Source organism: Streptomyces diastatochromogenes (assembly GCF_002242805.1).
In the GTDB taxonomy this organism is placed as follows: domain Bacteria; phylum Actinomycetota; class Actinomycetes; order Streptomycetales; family Streptomycetaceae; genus Streptomyces; species Streptomyces diastatochromogenes.
Map to the genome: position 1 here is coordinate 77,983 of NZ_MCGQ01000044.1, position 21,198 is coordinate 99,180.

Sequence of the window (21,198 nt, forward strand, 5' to 3'; positions counted from 1 at the left end):
CCGCCGGCATGCTGCTGCGGGTACTCGGCACCGCGGCCGGCGGCGGCATCCCCCAGTGGAACTGCGCGTGCCCCGGGTGTTCCGGGGCACGCGCCCACTGTGTGCGGCGCCGCCGGCACGCCTCGCTCGCCGTCCGTGCCGACGAGGGCCGCTGGTACCTCGTCAACGCCACCCCCGACATCGGCGACCAGATCGAGGCCCACCCGGTCCTCCACCCCGGGCCAGGCCCGCGGCAGACGCCGGTCGCCGGAGTGGTCCTCACCGACGCCGAACTCGACCACACGCTGGGCATCTGGCGGCTGCGCGAGGCGGACGGCCTGGAGATCCTCGCCACCGCCCCGGTCCGCCAGGCACTCGAGGACCGCCTGCGCCTGGGCGAGGTGCTCACCCCCTACACCGCCCTGACCTGGCGCGAACTGGGACGCCGGGGTGCGCAGCCGCTGCGCGCCGACGCGCCGGGCCCGCTCGGCTCCGGCGTACGCATCAGCGCCGTGCCCGTCTCGGACAAGCGACCGAGATACGCCGCCGACGCCCCCGGGCACGACGCCTGGGTCGTCGCGCTGCGCCTGTACGACCCGGCCACCGGCAGGTCCGCCCTCTACGCCCCCGCCGTGGCGGCCTGGTCCGACGATCTGCACCGCGCCGCCGCCGAGGCCGACTGCGTCATCGTCGACGGCACCTTCTGGGACGACGAGGAGCCCCGCCGCACCGGCATCTCCGCCCGCACCGCCACGGGCATGGGCCATCTGCCCATCGACGGACCGGGCGGCACCGCCGACATCCTCGCCACCCTGTCCGCCCGCTGTCTCTACACGCACCTCAACAACACGAACCCCCTCGTCGACCCTGCGGCGCCGCAGCACAAGCAGCTCGCCCGGCTGGGCATCGAGGTGGCCGACGACGGAATGGTGATCGAGCTGTGACCACGACACTTGCCCCGCTGACGGAACCCTGGAGCCCCGCCGAGTTCGAGGCCCGCCTGCGCGCGGTGGGTGAGGGGCGCTACCACGACCGCCATACCTTCAACATCCGCATGCACCAAGGCGACCTCACCCAGGCCGAGGTGCGCCGCTGGATCACCAACCGCTTCCACTACCAGCGCCACATTCCCGTCAAGGACGCGCTGATCACCGCCAAGCTGGACTCGCCGCGGCTGCGGCGCATGTGGCTGCGGCGGATCGAGGACCACGACGGTCGCAGCGAGGGCGAGGGTGGCATCGAGCGCTGGCTGCGGCTCGGCGAGGCGGCCGGCCTGGACCGCCGGACCCTGCTGTCGGGCGAGGCCGTGCTGCCCGGCGTCCGGCTGGCGGTGGAGGGCTACGTCAACTTCTGCCGCCTGCGCTCGCCCCTGGAGGCCGTCGCCGCCTCGCTCACCGAGCTGAGCGCCCCCGATCTGATGCGCACGCGGATCGAGGCGTTCGAGCGCCACTATCGCTGGATCGCGCCGGAGGGACTCGCCTACTTCCGCACGCGCGTCGACCAGGGCCGGCGGGACAGCGGCGAGGCGCTCGAACTCGTCCGCCAGTGGGCCCGGACCCGCACGGACCAGGAGAAGGCGGTGGCCGCGCTCTCCTTCAAGTGCGACGTGCTGTGGTCCCTGCTCGACGCCGTGCAGCACGCCGATGGGCAGGGTCAGGACGGCTCACGGGAGTCGATGTGATCCCGGAGCCCGAGAACCCCTGGTGCCCCGCCCTCGCCCCCTCGCTGATGCTGCGGCACGACACCGTGCGCGACAGGGACCTGCTGGTCCTGCCGGAGCGCGTGGTCGTCCTGGAGGGGCATGCGGGCACGGTCGTCGGCCTGTGCGACGGCAGCCGTACGGTGCCCGGGATCGTCGGCGAGCTGGCCGAGCGCTTCCCCGACGCCCCGGTGGCCACCGTCGTACCCGATTTCCTCGACCGCCTGCGACAGGAAGGCTGGCTCAAGTGACCGGCTCCACCGACCCCGCACCCCCCTGGGCCCTGCTCGCCGAACTCACCCACGCCTGCCCGCTCCACTGCCCGTACTGCTCCAACCCGCTGGAACTCGCCCGCCGTGCGAGCGAGCTGAGCGGCGGGGAGTGGGCGGACGTGCTGCGCCAGGCCGCCGAGCTGGGCGTCGTACACACCCACCTCTCCGGCGGCGAGCCGCTGCTGCGCCCCGACCTGGAGCAGATCGTCGCCGCCGCCGAGGCCGCCGGGATCTACACCCAACTGGTCACCAGCGGGACCGGCCTGGACGAGGCCCGGCTGGCCGCGCTCACCACGGCCGGGCTGCGCAGCGTCCAGCTCTCCGTCCAGCACGCGGACCCGCGGGCCAACGACCGGATCGCCGGACGCCGGTCCTCCTTCGCCGCGAAGGAACGCGCCGCGGCCCTGGTCCGCCGGGCCGGGCTCCCGCTCGGCCTCAACGTCGTGCTGCACCGCGACAACCTCGACGCCGTCGACGCCCTCATCGACCTCGGCGTGGACTGGGGCGTGGACCGCATCGAGCTGGCCAACACCCAGTTCTACGGCTGGGGTCTGCTCAACCGCACCGCGCTGCTGCCCACCCGCGACCAGCTCGCCCGCGCCCGGGAGACCGTCGAACGCCGGCGGGAGCAGCTGGCCGGCCGCATCGACCTGGTGTGGGTCGTCCCGGACTACTTCGACGGCGTCGCCAAGCCCTGCATGGGCGGTTGGGGAGCGGTCTCGCTCACCGTCGCTCCGGACGGCACCGTCCTGCCCTGCCCGGCCGCCGCCTCCCTGCCCGACCTTCAGCCGCCCAACGTCCGTGACCACCCGCTCGCCTGGATCTGGGAGCGGTCCCCGGCCTTCAACCGCTTCCGCGGCACCGAGTGGATGACCGGCCCCTGCCACGGCTGTCCCCGCCAGGAGGAGGACTTCGGCGGCTGCCGTTGCCAGGCGTTCGCGCTCACCGGCGACGCCGCCCGCACCGACCCCGCGTGCGCGCTGTCACCGGACCACCACCTCGTCCGCGAACTGGCCGACGGCGGCCGACCCGAGGCACCGCCGTACGTCTACCGCCGGCCCGGGGCCGTACCCGCCGGTGGTGGGTTCCCAGGACCGAACTCAGGCGAAAACCTGCCGACTTGCTCCCAGTAGGGGAGGTAGGGGGCGTAAATCGCCCGGATGGGGGAAGAGGGTCATACGGCCTACCGCGGGGAGCGGTGGGCCGTGCCCGGGATGCCGGGTCCGGGTACTGGGGGAGGGACCAGGCATGGGCGGGCAACCCCTGTTTCTCCAACCGCGGCTGGAAGCGCGGCTGCGCTCGTTGGCGGAGTCCGGCGAGCTGCTGCACACGCTCACGGACGCACTCGGGTCACCACTGCACGTGGTCGTTCCCGAGCAGATCGCCGCGAATCTGGAGCGGTTCCGGTCGGTGTACCGCAGGCATCACCTCTCCGGCCAGGTCTTCTTCGCCCACAAGGCCAACCGGTCCAGCGCCCTGCTGAGGCGGCTGGCCGCCACGGACGCGGGCGTGGACGTCGCCTCCCTGGGAGAACTGCAGCACGCGCTCGGCGCCGGGTTCACCCCCGACCGCATCACCGCCACCGGACCGAAGAACAGGGAGTTCCTCTGGCTGGCCGCGCGTACGTCGGTCACCGTCGGCGTCGACAGCCGTGACGAGCTGGAGCAACTCGCCGCTCTCGTACGCAAGCACGCCCTGCCCCGAGCCCGTGTCCTGCTGCGGTTGTCGGGGTTCGAGACCGCCGGCGTGCGGGTGCTGAGCCGGCGCAGCCGATTCGGCTCCCCCGTAAGGGAGTTGGTGCCGTTGCTGGAGGCGGTCGAGCGGCACCGTGACGTCCTCGATGCGGTGGGTGTGGCGTACCACCTGGACACCACCAGCCTCGACGAGAAGGCGACGGCGCTCGAAGGCTGCCTGCGCGTGCTGGAGGAGTGCCGGGAGCGGGGACTACGGCCGTCGGCCGTGGACATCGGCGGCGGATTCGGCGTCGGCTACCTCGCCGACCGCGAGCAGTGGGAGCGGTACACGACCGAACTCACCGCCGCCGTCCTCGGCACCCGACCGCCCCTGACCTGGGGCGGGCACGGCTACGGGCTGCGCAGCGAGGCCGGCACCCTGCGCGGCGCGCTCGGGCTCTACCCCGCACACCGGCCGGTCGCCGGGGCGCGGTACCTCGACGAACTCCTCGCGCACCCGGCCGCGTCCTTCGACGGCCGACCGCTGGCCGACCTGCTTCTGGAGCACCTCTACGACCTGCACACCGAACCCGGGCGGGCGCTGCTGGACCAGTGCGGGCTGACGCTCGCACGGGTGCTGGAGGTCCGCACCCAGGAGGACCGCGACGAGCTTCTGGTACGGCTGGAGGCGAAGGCCGACGACATCGCCCTGGAGGCGCACGGGGTGCTGATGGACCCGGTCGTCGTCCCACGAGACCTGTCCCACGCCGATACGGGACCGGTCGCGGTCCACCTCTCCGGCAGCCTCTGCCTGGAGTCGGACCTGATCACGCGCCGTACGGTCTTCCTGCCGCGCCGCCCCGAACCGGGCGACCTGATGGCCTTCGCGAACACCGCCGGCTACTGCATGGACTTCCACGCCACCCGCGCCCAGCACCAGCCCGCCGCCCGCAAGGTCGCCGCCTGGCAGGACGGCGGCTCCTGGCGCTGGTGCCTGGACGATCAGTACTGGCCGACCACCTCCGTGGGGGGAGCACAGTGAGGTACGACAGCATCACCGAGGCCATCGGCAACACTCCGCTCGTGCGCATCGACCCGGCCGTCCACGGTCTGGCCCACATCGACCTGTACGCCAAGCTGGAACTGCTCAACCCGTTCGGATCGGTCAAGGACCGGGCCGCCTGGAACATGGCCGGCCCCCATCTGGCGGACGCGGCCGAGCGCGGCCGGCAGGTCGTGGAGCTGTCCAGCGGCAACACCGCCAAGGCCCTGGCCGTCCTCGCGGGGATGCACGGCCTGACCTTCAGGAGCGTCACCAACCGGATGCGCATCCCGGAGATCAAGGACCTCCTGCTGCTGCTCGGCGCCGAGATCGAGGAGCTGCCCGGCCAGAGCGAATGCCTGGACCCGACCGCCACCGACGACCCGCTCACCCTCTTCCACCGGACGCTGTCCGAACCCGGCGCCGCCTTCCTCCACACCGACCAGTACTTCAACCCGCGCAACACCGAGGCCCACCTCACCGGCACCGGCCCGGAGATCGTCAAGGACCTGGACGGGCGGGCCCCGGACTGGTTCATCGCCTGTGTGGGCACGGCCGGTTCCTCCACCGGGGTCGCCCGCGTGCTGCGCGAACACGACCCCGCCGTACGGGTCGTCGGCCTGGTCGCGGACAAGTCCGACTTCATCCCGGGCATCCGCACCATCGACGAGGCGCGCGAGGTCGGGCTGTTCGACCCCGGCACCTACGACACGATCGAGGCGGTGAGCGCCGACGACGCGATCGAGGGCATGCTGACCCTGAACCGCCGGTGCGGCATCATGGCCGGCCCCACCGGCGGAGCCGCCTACTTCGGTGCCCTGCGCCGGCTGCGCGCCGCCGACAGCGAACTGACGGAACGGCAGTCGGCCGTCTTCATCGTCTGCGACCGCGTCGAGAGCTACCTGAGCTACGTCCGCCGGCGGCGCCCGGACCTGTTCGGCCGCCCCCGTCGCAGGAACTCACCGGCCGATCTGTCCGACACCGAGGTACGCGCGGCTCCGGCCGTCGGCGTCGCCGACGCCCAGGCGTGGATCGCCACCGGCCTGCCGCTCGTGGTCGACCTGCGCAGCCCCTCCGCCTACGCCGCCCTGCACATCGACGGCTCGGTCAACATCGTCGACGAGCTGTTCGAGGAACTGGTCCACGGCGGCCTGCCCTTCAGCCGCAACCGCCCGGTGCTGCTCGCCTGCCCGGTCGGCGAGAAGTCCGCCCGCTACGCCGCGCTGCTCACCCGCATGGGGCACCCGGACGTCCGCAGCCTGACCGGTGGCATCATCGCCTGGCGCGACGCGGGCGCACCCCTGGTACGGGACCGAGCGGCATGACGGCACCCGGGATACCGACTCAAGTGCCCCCTCCGATCGAGGAGTTGAGCGCGCTGCGCGCCCAGTTCCCCATCATCACCGGGCACCCGGAGCTGGCCTACCTGGACAGCGCGGCCACCGCCCAGAAGCCGCAGGCCGTACTCGACGCGGTGCAGACCTACCTCACCACGACCAACGCCAACGCCGGACGCGGCACCTACACCTGGGCCAACAGGACCACGGACCTGGTCGAGCAGACCCGGGACCGCGTCAAACGGTTCCTCGACGACCCGGACCCGCAGCGGTCGGCCGTCCACTTCACCAGCGGCACCACCGAGGGGCTGCGCACCATCGCCCGCGACTGGCTTCCCGAACTCCTCGCCGACGGCGACGAGATCGTGGTCCCGGTCGCCGACCACCAGGCCAACATCTCGCCCTGGCTGGAGGTCCAGCAGCAGCTGGCCGGCCAGGGCGTGCGGGTCCGCGTCCTGCCGATGCCGTACCAGCGGGCCTCCGGCGACTACGACCACACGGCGCTGGCGTCCCTCGCCGGGCCGCGCACCAGATTCGTCGCCGCGACTCATGTCCACCACGTCTACGGCGGGGACATGAACATCCACCGCATCCGCGACGCAGTCGGCCCGGACGCCGTCATCTGTCTGGACGCCGCCCAGAGCGTCGGGCATCTGCCGGTGTCCGTGGCCGCGCTGGACGTCGACTTCGTCGTCTTCTCCGGTCACAAGGCCATGGCCCTACCCGGCTCGGGGGCCGTCTGGGCACGTCAGACGCGCGGACCGGCGTTCGCCCCCGGCGGCTGGTCGGGTACGCCCAACACCGTCGGCATCGCTTCCCTGGCGGCGGCGCTGGACTGGCTGGAGGCCGCGGGGCCCGACCGGATCGAACGGTGGACCGTCGCCCTGGCGGCCCGGCTCACCGAGGGGCTGCGCCACCTGGACGCCTACGAGATCCTCGGCTGCCAGACGAGCATCGCCGCCGCCTCACCCGTACAGCGGCGCCAGGGCATCGTCACCTTCCGGCACCGCGACATCGACTCCGGCGACCTGGGGTTCATCCTCTTCAGCCACGGCTTCATGGTCCGCTCCGACAGCCACTGCCAGGGCAGCGCGGGGGAGAAGACCCACTCGGTCCGGGTGAGCCTGCACGTCTACAACACGGAGGAGGAGATCGACAGGCTGCTGTCGGTTCTTGCCACCCTCGGGTGATATCGGCAGCCGAACAGGGAATGGAAACCGTTGTCACCTATACCCTCTGCGAAAAGGATCAGAGGCGAGACGGCAAGGTGGCACGACCGTATGGGGCTGAGTCTGGCAACGGCCGAGCGATGGGTGCGGCGGTGGGAGCGTCAGCAGGAGCGGTACGCCGTCGACCGTGAGGAACGCTTCACGGTGATTGCCGACCTGGTCGAGCACAGCGCCGCGAGCGCCGCCCACCGGCCCCTGATCGTCGACCTCGGCTGCGGCCCCGGATCACTGGCGGCCCGCCTGGCCCGGCGGCTGCCGGACGCGGACATCGTGGCGGTGGACCGGGACCCGCTCCTGCTGGAGCTGGCCCGCACCCACCACGCGGACGCGGCCCGCTACGTCGACACGGTCATCGGCGCACCCGGCTGGACCGAGGCCCTCACCCTCGACCGCCCGCTCGACGCGGCCGTGTCGACGACGGCCCTGCACTACCTGAACCCGGACGCCCTGCGCCGCACGTACGGCCAACTGGCCTCGCTGCTCCGTCCCGGAGGCATCCTCGTCAACGGCGACCACCTGCCACCGGACGACACCGAACTCGCCGAGATCGCCGGACACATCGGCCGCCGCCGGGCGGAACGACGGCGGGCCTTCGCCCACGAGGACTGGTCCTCCTGGTGGGCGGCGATCGCCGAGGACCCCGAGATGACCGACCTCTTCGCCGAACACCGGACCCGCCGCTCCCCGACGGGAACGGACAACGCCGCCCGCCTCTCCCTGCCCACGCACCTGCGACTCCTGCGGGAGGCGGGCTTCCGCCATGCCGGTGCTGTCTGGCAGTACGGCGACAGTTGTGTGGTCGTGGCGATCCGGTGATGAGGTGAGGGCGGCCCGGTTCCGCTTGACTTCGAGTGCGCTCCAATTCGTAGCGTTTCGGGCATGAGCACTGCACAGCACAAGATCGGGTCGGGTTTCGGTGCCGAGAGCACTGCCGACGACGTCCTTCAGGGGATCGACCTCACCGGAAAGCTCGCGATCGTCACCGGTGGCTACTCGGGGCTCGGGCTGGAGACCACCCGGGCGCTGACCAAGGCGGGTGCCGAGGTCGTCGTGCCGGCGCGGCGTCCGGACACCGCGCGGGAGGCGCTCGCGGGGCTGCACGGGGTCGAGGTGGACGAGCTGGACCTGGGCGACCTGGAGAGCGTACGGGCGTTCGCCGAGCGGTTCCTCGCCTCCGGACGCACCGTCGATCTCATGATCAACAACGCCGGGATCATGGCCTGCCCGGAGACCCGGGTCGGACCCGGCTGGGAGGCGCAGTTCGCCACCAACCACCTCGGCCACTACGCCCTGGTCAACCGCCTCTGGCCGGCGATCGAGCCCGGCGGCGCCCGGGTGGTCTCCGTCTCCTCCCGCGGCCACCACTTCTCCGGCATCCGCTGGGACGACGTCCACTGGCGGCACGGCTACGACAAGTGGGAGGCCTACGGCCAGGCCAAGACCGCGAACGTCCTGTTCGCCGTCCACCTCGACAAGCTCGGCAAGGAGCACGGGGTACGCGCCTTCTCGCTCCACCCGGGCGGCATCATCACCCCACTCCAGCGGCACCTGCCCAAGGAGGAGATGGTGGAGCGCGGCTGGATCGACGAGCAGGGCAACGTGCTCAACCCCGAGGGCTTCAAGTCCCCGCAGCAGGGCGCGGCCACCCAGGTGTGGGCGGCCACCTCGCCCCAGCTGGAGGGCCTGGGCGGTGTCTACCTCGACGACTGCGAGATCGCCGAGCCGGCCCCCGAGGGCGACGAGCGCCTCGGCGTGAAGGCCTGGGCGACGGACCCGGAACAGGCGGCCCGCCTGTGGGCGCTGTCGGCGGAGCTGACGGGCGTCGACGCGTTCGCGGAGTAGACCGGACGGGGACGGCGGCCCGGACGGCCGGGCTGACCAGCCCGGCCGTCCGGCAGCGAGGTCGCCGAGGACCGCTTCGGGGTCGTCACCGGACCGGTCAGGAATGGAGAAGCGCCGGTCGGCCGGGCGCGGCTAGCGTGGCCGCCACGGGCACCGTCCGAGTTAGGAAAATCGGACGTTACGCTCGAAGCCGCCCCGACCGAGGAGAGACGAGAAGCATGGCCAAGAGGACGGACACGCAGGCGGCCGCGCCGCATGCTGCCGACAGCCACGAACTGATCCGTGTGCACGGCGCGCGTGAGAACAACCTCAAGGACATCACCGTCGAGATCCCCAAGCGCCGGCTGACGGTGTTCACCGGCGTCTCCGGCTCGGGCAAGAGCTCCCTGGTGTTCGACACGATCGCCGCCGAGTCCCAGCGGCTGATCAACGAGACCTACAGCACCTTCGTACAGGGCTTCATGCCCACGCTGGCCCGCCCCGACGTCGACGTGCTGGAAGGACTGACGACCGCGATCATCGTCGACCAGCAGCGGATGGGCTCCGACCCCCGCTCCACGGTCGGCACCGCCACCGACGCCAACGCGATGCTGCGCATCCTCTTCAGCCGGCTCGGCCGGCCGCACATCGGTTCGTCCCGGGCGTACTCCTTCAACATCCCCTCGATCAGCGGCGCGGGTGCGGTCACGGTCGAGCGCGGCGGCAAGACCGTCAAGGAGCGGCGCAGTTTCAGCATCACCGGCGGCATGTGCCCGCGCTGCGAGGGCCGGGGCACGGTCACCGACATCGACCTGACCCAGCTGTACGACGACGGCAAGTCGCTGAACGAGGGTGCGCTCACCATCCCCGGCTACAGCATGGACGGCTGGTACGGCCGTATCTTCAAGGGCTGCGGCTTCTTCGACCCGGACAAACCGATCCGCAGGTTCACCAAGAAGGAGCTGCACGACCTCCTCCACAAGGAGCCGACCAAGATCAAGGTCGAGGGCGTCAACCTGACGTACGAGGGGCTGATCCCGAAGATCCAGAAGTCGATGCTGTCCAAGGACGTCGACGCGCTGCAGCCGCACATCCGGGCGTTCGTCGAGCGGGCGATGACGTTCACCGTCTGCCCCGACTGCGACGGCACCCGGCTCAGCGAGGCGGCCCGGTCCTCGAAGATCGAGGGGATCAGCATCGCCGACGCCTGCGCGATGCAGATCAGCGACCTGGCCGCATGGGTCCGCGGTCTCGACGAACCGTCGGTCAAGCCGCTGCTGACGGCGCTGGGGGAGACCCTCGACTCGTTCGTGGGGATCGGCCTCGGCTACCTCTCGCTGGACCGGCCGTCGGGCACGCTGTCGGGCGGCGAGGCACAGCGCGTCAAGATGATCCGCCACCTGGGATCCTCGCTCACCGACGTCACGTACGTCTTCGACGAGCCCACGACCGGCCTGCACCCCCATGACATCCAGCGGATGAACGACCTGCTGCTGAGCCTGCGGGACAAGGGCAACACGGTGCTCGTCGTGGAGCACAAGCCCGAGGTGATCGCGATCGCCGACCACGTCGTCGACCTCGGCCCCGGCGCGGGTCAGGCGGGCGGCACCGTCTGCTTCGAGGGCACCGTCGAGGGGCTGCGGGCCGGCGGCACCCTCACCGGCCGCCACTTCGACGACCGAGCCGCCGTCAAGGGCGCGGTGCGCAGGCCCACCGGCATGCTGGAGATCCGCGGCGCGCGGACGAACAACCTGCAGGGCGTCGACGTCGACATCCCGCTCGGGGTGCTGACCGTCGTCACCGGTGTCGCCGGCTCCGGCAAGAGTTCGCTCGTGCACGGGTCGATCCCCGCCGGCGAAGGTGTGGTCTCGGTCGACCAGGGCGCGATCCGCGGCTCGCGCCGCAGCAACCCGGCGACGTACACCGGACTGCTCGACCCGATCCGCAAGGCGTTCGCCAAGGCCAACGGCGTCAAGCCGGCGCTGTTCAGCCCCAACTCCGAGGGCGCCTGCCCCACCTGCAAGGGCGCCGGCGTCATCTACACCGACCTGGCGATCATGGCCGGCATCGCCACCACCTGCGAGGAGTGCGAGGGCAGGCGGTTCGACGCCTCGGTGCTCGACCACCACCTCGGCGGCCGCGACATCAGCCAGGTACTGGCGATGTCGGTGACCGAGGCCGAGGAGTTCTTCGCGGCCGGCGAGGCCCGCACCCCGGCCGCGCACCGCGTCCTCGGCAGGCTCGCCGACGTCGGCCTCGGCTACCTCACCCTCGGCCAGCCGCTGACGACCCTCTCCGGCGGCGAGCGGCAACGCCTCAAGCTGGCCACCCACATGGCGGAGAAGGGCGGCGTCTACGTCCTCGACGAGCCGACCACCGGCCTCCATCTCGCCGACGTCGAGCAACTCCTCGGCCTGCTCGACCGGCTCGTCGACTCCGGCAAGTCGGTCATCGTCATCGAGCACCACCAGGCCGTCATGGCGCACGCCGACTGGATCGTCGACCTCGGCCCCGGCGCCGGCCACGACGGCGGCCGGATCGTCTTCGAGGGCACCCCGGCCGACCTGGTCGCCGCCCGCTCCACCCTCACCGGCGAACACCTCGCGGCCTACGTCGGCGCCTGACCGAAACGCGCCCCGGCGCCCTGGCGTTGGTCCTGTGCGCGGCGTACAAAAGTGTCTTGTGCGCCGCGCACAACCGCCGCACGCAACGTCGTGACACGCGCCCATGGGCCTGGTTCGCGGCCCGTTCCTATGGTCCTCCTGTTGGTCCCTCCCCCCTCAGCGGTGAGGGGAGCGAGCCGAAGGAGCCGTCGTGCATTTTTCCGAGCTGCCGGATGTCCGGGCCGAGCGTTTCCCGGACGGCCCCTGTATCGCCGACGACACGTCGGCCCTGAACAACTCCCAGTTCCTCTCGCGCGTCGACGGGACGGCGCGCGTGCTGCGGGACCAGGGTGTCGGGCAGGGGGACGTGGTGGCGATCGTGCTGCCCAACGGCGTCGACTTCGTCGTGACGCTGTTCGCCGCCTGGCGGCTGGGCGCCGCGGTGACCCCGGTCAATCCGATGCTGACGGCGGTCGAGGCCGACTACCAGATCAGGGACTCCGGCGCCCGTGCCGTCGTCACGGACGCGCTGTCCCCGCAGGAGGTCAGCGGCGACCGGCTCCTCACCCCGGTCGTGAACGCGGACGACGTGGCGCTGCTCATCTACACCAGCGGCAGCACCGGCAGGCCCAAGGGCGTGATCCTCGACCACGCCAACGTCATGGCGATGGTGGCCATGATGACCGAGGCCTGCGGCACCTCGGCGGCCGACCACAGCCTGCTGGTCCTGCCCCTGTTCCACGTCAACGGCATCGTGGTGAGCGTCCTGACCCCGCTGCACGCCGGCGGCCGCGTCACCGTGGCCGGCCGCTTCCGGCCCGAGACCTTCTTCGACACCGTCGAACGCGCGCGCCCGACCTTCTTCTCGGGCGTCCCGGCGATCTTCATGATGCTCACGGAACTGCCCGAGGACGTCCGCCCCGACTGTTCCTCGCTGCGGTTCGCCGTCTGCGGGGCGGCACCCATGCCCGCCCGGCTGATCGAGCGGTTCGAGGCCCGCTACGGCGTCCCGGTCGTCGAGGGCTACGGCCTGTCGGAGACCAGCTGTGCCGCCACGGTCAACCCCGTCGACGGCCGCCGCAAGCCCGGCACCGTCGGCCTGCCGCTGCCCGGCCAGGAGGTGGCCGTCGTACGGCCGGACGGGAGCCCGGCGGCACCCGGGGAGGCGGGCGAGGTCGTCGTCAGCGGCCCGAACGTCATGCGCGGCTACCTGGGCCGCCCCGAGGACACGGCCCGCACCCTGGTGGACGGCCGGCTGCACACGGGCGACGTGGGCCGCTTCGACGAGGACGGCTACCTGGTGCTCGTCGACCGCATCAAGGACATGATCATCCGGGGCGGCGAGAACATCTACCCCAAGGAGATCGAGTCCGTCCTGGGAACCCACCCCGCCGTCCTGGAGTCCGCGGTGGTCGGCGCCCCCGACCCACGGCTCGGTGAAGTGCCGGTCGCCTACGTCGTGTTGCGCCGGGGCGCGGCGGCCACCGGCGAGCAACTCATCGACCACTGCCGCACGGCGCTGGCCAGGTACAAGCTCCCGGTCGAGATCGTCGAACTCGACGCGCTGCCCCGCAATCCGGTGGGGAAGACCGACAAGCCCGCCCTGCGCGTCCGGCTCGCCGGCGCCGTCGCGGCCCGCTGAAGGAGGGGACGAGCATGGGATTCCGTACGCCCCGCCTCCTGGACGTCGACTTCGCCGAGTGGCGCTCGCGTCCCTATCTGCAGCGCATCAAGCCCCAGGCGCAGCACTGGGTCGAACACGGCTTCGGCACCCCGGGGGCCGTCTACCTGCTCTACATCGTGAAGATCGCGCTGTACGCCGGCGGCGGTCTGCTCACCGTCGCGGCCACCACGGACGTCGGCGGACTCGGCGACCTCGCCTCCTGGTGGGCCGAACCCCTCGTCTACCAGAAGCTCGCGGTCTGGACGCTGCTGTGGGAGGTGCTCGGCCTCGGCTGCGGATCGGGGCCGCTCAGCTCCCACTTCGCACCGCCGGTCGGCGCCTTCCTGCACTGGCTGCGACCGGGCACCGTACGGCTGCCCCCGTGGCCCGGGCGCGTGCCCCTCACCTCCGGCACCCGGCGCGGCGCTTTCGACGTCCTGCTGTACGCCGCCGTCCTGGGCGGTGCCGGGTGGCTGCTCTGCTCCTCCGCCGACCCGGACCGGCTGCTGCCGCACGCCCCGCTCGCCGCCCTGGTCACGGCACTGGCGCTGCTGGGCCTGCGGGACAAGACCGTCTTCCTGGCCGCCCGCGGCGAGCACTACGGGCTGACCCTGCTGGTGTTCCTCTTCCCCGTCACCGACATGACCGTCGGCCTGAAGCTCGTCATGGTCGCCCTGTGGTGGGGCGCCGCGACCTCCAAGCTCAACCGGCACTTCCCCTTCGTCGTCGCGGTGATGATCAGCAACAGCCCCCTCCAGCGCTGGAACCGCCTCAAGCACCGGCTCTACCGCGACTACCCGGAAGACCTGCGCCCCTCCGCACTGGCCGGGCTCGCCGCGCACAGCGGCACGGTCATCGAGTACGCCGTCCCCCTGGTGCTGCTCCTGTCGCACGGCGGCACCACCACGACCGTCGCGCTGACCGTCATGGTCGTCTTCCACCTGCACATCATGTCGACCGTCCCGATGGGCGTCCCGCTGGAGTGGAACGTCTTCTTCGTCTACTCGGCGCTGGTCCTCTTCGGCCACGAGGCGGCCGTCGGCCTGACGGACCTGGACTCGCCGGTACTCGGCGCGTTGCTGCTGCTGAGCCTGGTCGCCGTCCCCGTCCTCGGGCACGTCCGCCCCGACCTGGTGTCCTTCCTGCCGTCCATGCGCTACTACGCCGGCAACTGGCCCACCACCCTCTGGTGCTTCAGGCCGGGCACCGAGGACCGGCTGGACTCCGCCATCACCAAGGCCTCCGCCCCGCCCTTCGACCAGCTCGCCCGCCTCTACGACCGCGACACCGCCGAACTCATGCTGCACAAGGCGCTGGCCTGGAGGTCCCTGCACAGCCACGGACGCGCCCTCAACGGCCTGCTGCCCCGCGCCCTCGACGACGTGGACGCCTACGATGTCCGCGACGGAGAGACCGTGGCCGGCACCGTCCTCGGATGGAACTTCGGTGACGGCCATCTGCACAACGAGCAGCTGCTCCGCGCGGTCCAGGAGCGCTGCCACTACGAACCCGGCGAGCTGCGTGTGATCGTTCTCGAGTCCCAGCCGATGCAGCGGCAGTGCCAGCACTACCGCATCGTGGACGCGGCCACCGGGCCGATCGAGGAAGGCTGTGTGACCGTCGCCGACATGGTGGCCCGCCAGCCCTGGCTGGACGCGGACGAGCCGGCCATCCCCGTCCGGCACCACTGCACCTCGGCGGTCCCGATCCGGGCGGCGGCCCATGACTGAGGCGATCGTGGTGGGGGCCGGCCCGAACGGGCTGGCCGCCGCCGTCACCCTCGCCCAGCACGGGCTGCGGGTCACCGTCCTGGAGGCCGCCGACGAGATCGGCGGCGGCACCCGCAGCGGCGAGGCCATCGTGCCCGGACTGCTGCAGGACCACTGCTCCGCGGTGCACCCGATGGCGGTCGGGTCGCCGTTCCTGCGCGAGCTGGACCTGGGCAGGTACGGCCTCCGGTGGCGGCTGCCGGACGTCGACTGCGCCCATCCGCTCGACGGCGGAACAGCCGGTGTCCTGTACCGCTCCGTCAGCGACACCGCCGCCGGGCTGGGCCGCGACGGTGCGCGGTGGCGACGGCTGTTCGGCGGACCCGCCGCCGCGTTCGACACGCTGGCGGAGGACGTCATGGGTCCGCTGCTCCGGGTTCCGCGGCACCCGGTCCGGCTCGCCCGGTTCGGGATCCCGGCCCTGCTCCCCGCCACGGCACTGGCACGCGCGTTCGCCACGGAGGAGGCCCGGGCCCTGTTCGGCGGAGTGGCGGCCCACGCCTTCCAGCCGCTGCACCACCCGCTCAGCTCCAGCATCGGCCTCGGGATCCTCACCGCCGGACACCGGCACGGCTGGGCGGTCGCGGAGGGCGGCTCCCGGGCCATCAGCGACGCCCTCGCGGCCCTGCTCGCCGATCTCGGCGGCAAGATCGAGACGGGGGTACGGGTCAGGTCGGCCGCGGACCTTCCGCCCGCTGACGTGACCCTGTTCGACCTCGCGCCCGGGGCGGTGGCCGACATCCTCGGCGACCGGCTGCCGCCGCGCGTCGCCCGCGCCTACCGGCGGTTCCGGCACGGGCCGGGCGCCTTCAAGGTGGACTTCGCGGTCGAGGGCGGTGTGCCCTGGTCCGCCCGGCCGGCGCGCCGCGCGGGCACGGTCCACCTCGGCGGCACGTTCGCCGAAGTCGCCCACACGGAACGGGAGATCAGCGCCGGACGGATGCCCGAGCGGCCGTTCGTCCTGGTCGGCCAGCAGTACCTGGCCGACCCGCAGCGCTCCGTCGGCGACGTGCACCCGGTCTGGACCTACGCGCATGTGCCGCACGGCTACGACGGCGACGCCACCGAGGCGATCATCGCCCAGATCGAGCGGTTCGCCCCCGGGTTCCGGGACCGCGTGATCGGCATGACCACACGCCCCACCTCCGCCTTCCCCGCCCACAACCCGAACTACGTCGGCGGTGACATCCTCACCGGGGCCAAGAACATCCCCCAGCTCCTGTTCGGCCCCCGCCTCGGCCTCGACCCCTACACCACCGGGCTCCCCGGCCACTACCTCTGCTCGGCGGCGACCCCGCCGGGCCCCGGGGCGCACGGGATGTGCGGCCACCACGCCGCCCGCGCCGCGCTGGCAGCGCTGTGACCGACGACCCCGTCGTGCTCGTCGGCCGCGCGCTCGCCCGCAAACGCGACGACTTCATCAGCCGACTCGTCAGCACGACCGAGGCCGAGATCGCCGCCCTCGAACACGACGAGACCCTGCGGGGCCTGCTCGATGCCAGCATCACCGAGAACGTCGTCACCTTCCTGCACGTGCTCACCCACGGACTCGACCCCGCCACGGTGGACGCACCGGCCTCCGCCCTGAGCTACGCCCGCAGGCTCGCCCAGCGCGACGTGTCCCTCTCCGCACCGCTGCGCGCCTACCGCATCGGCCAGGGCCAGGGGCTCGACCTCGTCACGACCGAGGCGTTCACGCTCCACCTGCCCGACCCGGCCACGACCGTCGTCCGGCTGGTCACCCTCGTCAACACGTTCATGGACCGGGTCTGCGACCAGGTCGGCCGAGCCTACGAGGAGGAGCGCGAACGCTGGCTCAGCAGCCGGGGCGCGCTGCGGCAGTACTGGGTCGGCCAGGTCCTGGACAACCCGGCGGTGGACGCCCGGCAGGCGGAGCGCGCCCTCGACCACCGCCTGACCGGACACCACCTCGCCGTCGAGGTCTGGCTCGACCCGCGCGAGCGTCCCACCGACCCGGCGATCGTCTTCGACCGCGTGGTCCCGCTCCTGCACACCGAACTCGAAGCCCGGGGTGCCGCGTTGGTCGTACCCGTGGACGAGGCCGGGATCCGCGTGTGGCTGCCGGTGCGGCCCGGCGCGACCACCGACCCGTACCGCGTGTCGGCGGCGCTCGCCGACGCCGGGCTGCCGGCCCGCGTCGCCCTGGGCCCGGTCCGAGAAGGCCTGGACGGCTTCCGCCGTACCGCGCGCAGCGCCGCCCGCACCAAGGCCCTGGCCATCGAGGCGGGCCCCGCCGCGCCACGAGCGGTCGCCTTCACCGACGTCGCCCCCGTCGCCCTCCTCGTCGACGACGCCCGCGAACTGGCGGACTTCGTCTCCGACGCCCTCGGCGACCTCGCTCTGGACGACCCCCGCCACGCGATGCTCCGCGAGACCCTGCGCGTCTTCCTCGCCGCCAACCGCAGCTACGCCACGACCGCCGAGCGCCTGACGGTCCATCGCAACACCGTCCACTACCGGATCCAGAAGGCCGTGGAAGCGCTCGGTACCTCCCTGGACGACAACCCGTTCCGCCTCGGCTTCGCCCTCGACATCTGCCACTGGTACGGCAGACGGGTGCTGCGTCGCGCCGCCTAGGTGCGGCGCTCAGCCGTCGCCGCGGGCACCCCGGTGCAGCACGAGGGTGCTGAGCGGGCCGATTCGGGGGCGTTGCCCCGCGCCGATCGTCCTTCCGCCGGCGAGGTCGCGGGCCGGGCCGAAGTCGGGGCGGGCGGGCAGGGTGAAGGTCCGGTCGGTGCTGGTGTTCATGGCGATCAGGTAGTCGCCGTACCGGCACAGGTAGAACGGCGCACGGCCCACGAGCATGGTCTCGACGCCGTCGAAGTGGACGCCGAGGGCGGGGTCCGGGACGTCGGCCGGGACGGGGGCGAGGTGGTAGACGTCGCCGGCCTGTGACTGGTGCAGGGGGTCGCCGGGCGGCGGGAAGCCGCCGGGCGGGATGTGACCGGCCCCGGGGTCGTTGATGGCGTAGTCCCACAGGACCCAGTCGCGGGCGGTGAAGGTGTCGCCGGTGGTGCCGGCCGAGCGCTGACGGACCGTCGCGGAGCGCTGGTCGGTGGGGGTGAGGTGATGGACGCGGGCGTAGTCGTTGACGCCCTGGCGGGCCCGCCAGTAGAGGGAGACGAAGAGGAGTTCCCGGCCGTTCTTGAGGGCGAGGCAGCCGTTCTCCTCGTCGGCGAAGACGAAGTCGGGCTCGTCCCAGGCGGTGGGGATGCGGGCGGGGCGGCCGGGGAAGGCCTGGTAGGCGTCCCAGTCACGGGAGACCAGGCGCAGTGCGGCGAGCCCGACCCGGGTCCAGGTGTGGTGGATGAGCAGGTCCAGCTGCTTGTAGAACTGCCCGTCGGCCACCATCTCCTGGGTCCAGCCGACGATGTCGGGGTCCTTGAACACCGCGGCCGACAGCACGGGGTGGGAGTCCCAGGCGGTCCGGGAGGCGTAGGCGATCTCGCCGGGGTACACCTCGTTGCGCCAGCCGACGACGGTCTCGATGCGGGAGACACGGGCGCCCGTCTCGTCGACGTCGACCACCCGGAACCGGCCCCGCGCCTTGGTGATCCTGACCATCTGCGCACGGAGTTCGGGCGCGTCATGGGCCGTGCCGGTCGGGCTCACGGCCACGTCGAACGTGAGCGTGCCACCCCAATAGGCCGCCGGATCACCGGGGTTGAGGACACGGGCGCTCTGCCCGAGGCCTCCGGTGACGGTGTCGGAGAGCGTGGCCGCGAGCTGGTGTGCCGACTCCGATCCGGCGTCGCCGAAGACAACGATGTCGAGCGGCTCGCGGACGGTCTTCCGCGAGGAGTCCGCGTCGGGGGCGGGGACCGCCGTGGCGGCGGGTGTGTGCAGCAGGCCGAGGCCTGCCGCTGCGGCGCCGGTCGTCCCGGCGTACTTGAGGACGTCACGTCGTCCGGGTGTGTTGGGCACGGCTGGTCCTTTACTCCGCAAGTACGTCGAAGAGGTAGTAACCGTTTGCTGAGGATCTGGACCGTAGGGCCCTCATGGCCGCATCCACAAGGGGCGTGCTGCGGATAATTTCGTCGGAGGCGCCGGAGTTCTGCGGCGTGATCGCCCATTGACCGGCGTCATCCCGGCTTCTAGCTTGGAATACGTTTACTGAAGCTCTTCCTCCGGAGGCTCCCCTGAACACCCCGTATTCCGGACCGGTCCGCCCCTCCCCGGGCGCCGTCTCCACCCTGCGTCCCGTAGCCGTGGCCCGTATCGAGGGGGGTTTCTGGGCCGAGCGCCGCCGGGTCAACGCTGAGGTGTCCCTCGCCGAGGGGCCGGCCCGGCTGGAGGAGGCCGGGAACCTCGCCAACTTCCGCGCCGCCGCGTCCCCGCACGCCGAGGGCGGGACCGCGCCGCCGGGCTTCGCCGGTGACTTCCAGTTCCAGGACTCCGACGTCTACAAGTGGCTGGAGGCCGCCTGCTGGCAGCTGGCGGACACGCCCGACGCGGATCTCGCCGCCGAGGTGGAGGCCGTGGTCGAACTGATCGCCTCCGCCCAGCGCGAGGACGGCTACCTGCAGACGTACTACCAGCTGGGCGCCGGCGAACCGTGGACCGAACCGGCCTGGGGACACGAGCTGTACTGCGCGGGGCACCTGATGCAGGCCGCGGTGGCCCACCACCGGGCCACGGGCGGAGAGCGGCTGCTCGGCGTGGCCCGCCGGCTCGCCGACCACATCGACTCCGTCTTCGGCCCCGGCAAGCAGGTGGACGCGGTCTGCGGCCATCCCGAGGTGGAGACCGCGCTCGTCGAACTCCACCGGACGACCGGGGAGAAGCGCTACCTCGACCTCGCCCGCTACTTCCTGGACCGGCGCGGCCACGGCAGTCTGTCCCCGGGCGCCGACCGGGGCCACGACCGCGACCCGGGACCGGAGTACTGGCAGGACCACACGCCGATCCGCGAGGCCGACGAGGTCACCGGCCACGCCGTACGCCAGCTCTACCTGCTCGCCGGAGCCGCCGACCTGGCGGCCGAGACCGGCGACACCCGGTTGCGCGCGGCGCTTGCGCGGCTGTGGCGGGACATGGTGACGACCAAGACCTACCTCACCGGCGGCGTGGGCTCCCGGCACGACTGGGAGTCCTTCGGCGACGCCCACGAACTGCCGGCCGACCGTGCCTACGCGGAGACGTGCGCCGCCATCGCCTCGGTCCACTTCTCCTGGCGCATGGCCCTGCTCACCGGCGAGGCCCGCTACTCCGACCTGATCGAGCGCACCCTGTTCAACGGCTTCCTCGCCGGCGCCGGCCTGGACGGGCGGACCTGGCTGTACGTCAACCCGCTGCACCGCCACGCCCGTTCGCACGAGCGCCCCGGCGACCAGAGTGCCCACCGCACCCCCTGGTTCCGCTGCGCGTGCTGCCCGCCCAACGTGATGCGGCTGCTCGCGAGCCTGCCGCACTACGTCGCCGCCACCGACGCCGACGGGCTGTGGCTGCACCAGTACGCCACGGGCGTCTACGGCGATGCCGGCTTCACCGTGCGCGTGGCGACCGAGTACCCGTGGGACGGCACGGTCACGGTCACCGTCGAGGACGCCCCGGCCGGGCCGAGGACCCTCGCGCTGCGTGTGCCGGCGTGGTGCGCGGACCACACGCTGACCGTGAACGGCGGCTCTGCCGAGGGGCGTACGGAGTCCGGCTGGCTGCGGGTCACGCGGGAGTTCGTGCCGGGCGACACCGTCCGGCTGGTCCTGGCGACGCCGCCCCGGCTCACCGGAGCCCACCCGCGCGTCGACGCCGTGCGCGGCTGCGTCGCCGTCGAGCGCGGGCCGCTGGTGTACTGCTTCGAGCAGACCGACCAGCCCGGCGGCCTCGACCCGGACGGCGTCGCCCTGGTGCCGGGCGCACCACTGACCGTACGGAGCCGACCCGAACTGCTCGGCGGTGTCAGCACCGTGAGCGTTTTGGGGTGCCCGCTCCCTGAGGGGGCCTCGGCCGACTGGCCCTACCTGCCGTACGGGGCGGGGGCTCAGGAAGCCGCGGAGAGGGTCGAGCTGACTGCGGTGCCGTACTTCGCGTGGGCCAACCGCGATGTGGGCGCGATGCGGGTCTGGTTGCCGCTGGCCGGACACGAGTAGC

The 21,198-nt window shown here is 72.3% G+C and carries 16 protein-coding genes; 15 read left to right on the forward strand and 1 reads right to left on the reverse strand.

What is annotated here, in order from left to right:
* Positions 1-8 precede the first annotated feature (8 nt).
* The 14 genes from pqqB to BEK98_RS38990 all read left to right on the forward strand — a co-directional run bounded on the left by pqqB (position 9) and on the right by BEK98_RS38990 (position 17,685).
* Positions 9-923, forward strand: a complete 915-nt coding sequence (gene pqqB / locus BEK98_RS38925; protein ID WP_094221485.1) for a pyrroloquinoline quinone biosynthesis protein PqqB — start codon at positions 9-11, stop codon at positions 921-923.
* Positions 920-1,660, forward strand: coding sequence for a pyrroloquinoline-quinone synthase PqqC (pqqC, locus tag BEK98_RS38930; protein ID WP_094221486.1), 741 nt, complete (start codon positions 920-922; stop codon positions 1,658-1,660). Before pqqB ends, pqqC begins: the two co-directional genes overlap by 4 nt.
* Complete coding sequence (gene pqqD, locus BEK98_RS38935) at positions 1,657-1,929, forward strand: pyrroloquinoline quinone biosynthesis peptide chaperone PqqD (protein WP_244202170.1); 273 nt, start codon at positions 1,657-1,659, stop codon at positions 1,927-1,929. The genes pqqC and pqqD overlap by 4 nt, the downstream gene beginning before the upstream one ends.
* Entirely contained in the window at positions 1,926-3,083 is a 1,158-nt protein-coding gene (gene pqqE, locus BEK98_RS38940; RefSeq protein WP_244202171.1) for a pyrroloquinoline quinone biosynthesis protein PqqE, read from the forward strand. The genes pqqD and pqqE overlap by 4 nt, the downstream gene beginning before the upstream one ends.
* Positions 3,084-3,198: 115 nt before the next feature.
* Positions 3,199-4,665, forward strand: a complete 1,467-nt coding sequence (locus tag BEK98_RS38945; protein WP_094221488.1) for a Y4yA family PLP-dependent enzyme — start codon at positions 3,199-3,201, stop codon at positions 4,663-4,665.
* The gene (locus BEK98_RS38950) at positions 4,662-5,990 is read left to right on the forward strand and encodes a pyridoxal-phosphate dependent enzyme (RefSeq protein ID WP_094221489.1); all 1,329 of its coding nucleotides are present in this window, start codon (positions 4,662-4,664) and stop codon (positions 5,988-5,990) included. Before BEK98_RS38945 ends, BEK98_RS38950 begins: the two co-directional genes overlap by 4 nt.
* Entirely contained in the window at positions 5,987-7,192 is a 1,206-nt protein-coding gene (locus BEK98_RS38955; protein WP_094221490.1) for an aminotransferase class V-fold PLP-dependent enzyme, read from the forward strand. Before BEK98_RS38950 ends, BEK98_RS38955 begins: the two co-directional genes overlap by 4 nt.
* 90 nt (positions 7,193-7,282) lie before the next feature.
* Positions 7,283-8,047: a class I SAM-dependent methyltransferase gene (locus BEK98_RS38960; protein ID WP_094221491.1), complete on the forward strand. Its 765-nt coding sequence runs from the start codon at positions 7,283-7,285 to the stop codon at positions 8,045-8,047.
* A gap of 63 nt (positions 8,048-8,110) precedes the next feature.
* Positions 8,111-9,073, forward strand: a complete 963-nt coding sequence (locus BEK98_RS38965; protein ID WP_094221492.1) for an SDR family NAD(P)-dependent oxidoreductase — start codon at positions 8,111-8,113, stop codon at positions 9,071-9,073.
* A gap of 218 nt (positions 9,074-9,291) precedes the next feature.
* On the forward strand, positions 9,292-11,676 hold the full coding sequence (locus tag BEK98_RS38970; RefSeq protein ID WP_094221493.1) for an ATP-binding cassette domain-containing protein: 2,385 nt from the start codon (positions 9,292-9,294) through the stop codon (positions 11,674-11,676).
* 190 nt (positions 11,677-11,866) lie between these two features.
* Complete coding sequence (locus BEK98_RS38975) at positions 11,867-13,297, forward strand: class I adenylate-forming enzyme family protein (RefSeq protein WP_094221494.1); 1,431 nt, start codon at positions 11,867-11,869, stop codon at positions 13,295-13,297.
* Between the two features lie 14 nt (positions 13,298-13,311).
* The gene (locus tag BEK98_RS38980; protein WP_094221495.1) at positions 13,312-15,048 is read left to right on the forward strand and encodes a DUF3556 domain-containing protein; all 1,737 of its coding nucleotides are present in this window, start codon (positions 13,312-13,314) and stop codon (positions 15,046-15,048) included.
* Complete coding sequence (locus tag BEK98_RS38985) at positions 15,041-16,450, forward strand: phytoene desaturase family protein (protein ID WP_094221496.1); 1,410 nt, start codon at positions 15,041-15,043, stop codon at positions 16,448-16,450. The genes BEK98_RS38980 and BEK98_RS38985 overlap by 8 nt, the downstream gene beginning before the upstream one ends.
* Entirely contained in the window at positions 16,447-17,685 is a 1,239-nt protein-coding gene (locus tag BEK98_RS38990; RefSeq protein ID WP_094221497.1) for a PucR family transcriptional regulator, read from the forward strand. Before BEK98_RS38985 ends, BEK98_RS38990 begins: the two co-directional genes overlap by 4 nt.
* 9 nt (positions 17,686-17,694) lie before the next feature.
* Here BEK98_RS38990 and BEK98_RS38995 read toward each other — a convergent pair whose 3' ends face one another.
* The gene (locus tag BEK98_RS38995; RefSeq protein WP_167444358.1) at positions 17,695-19,032 is read right to left on the reverse strand and encodes a twin-arginine translocation signal domain-containing protein; all 1,338 of its coding nucleotides are present in this window, start codon (positions 19,030-19,032) and stop codon (positions 17,695-17,697) included.
* 215 nt (positions 19,033-19,247) lie between these two features.
* Here BEK98_RS38995 and BEK98_RS39000 point away from each other — a divergent pair, with 215 nt between their 5' ends.
* A complete protein-coding gene (locus tag BEK98_RS39000; RefSeq protein WP_094221498.1) occupies positions 19,248-21,197 on the forward strand; it encodes a glycoside hydrolase family 127 protein in 1,950 nt (649 codons plus the stop codon).
* Position 21,198: the final 1 nt, after the last annotated feature.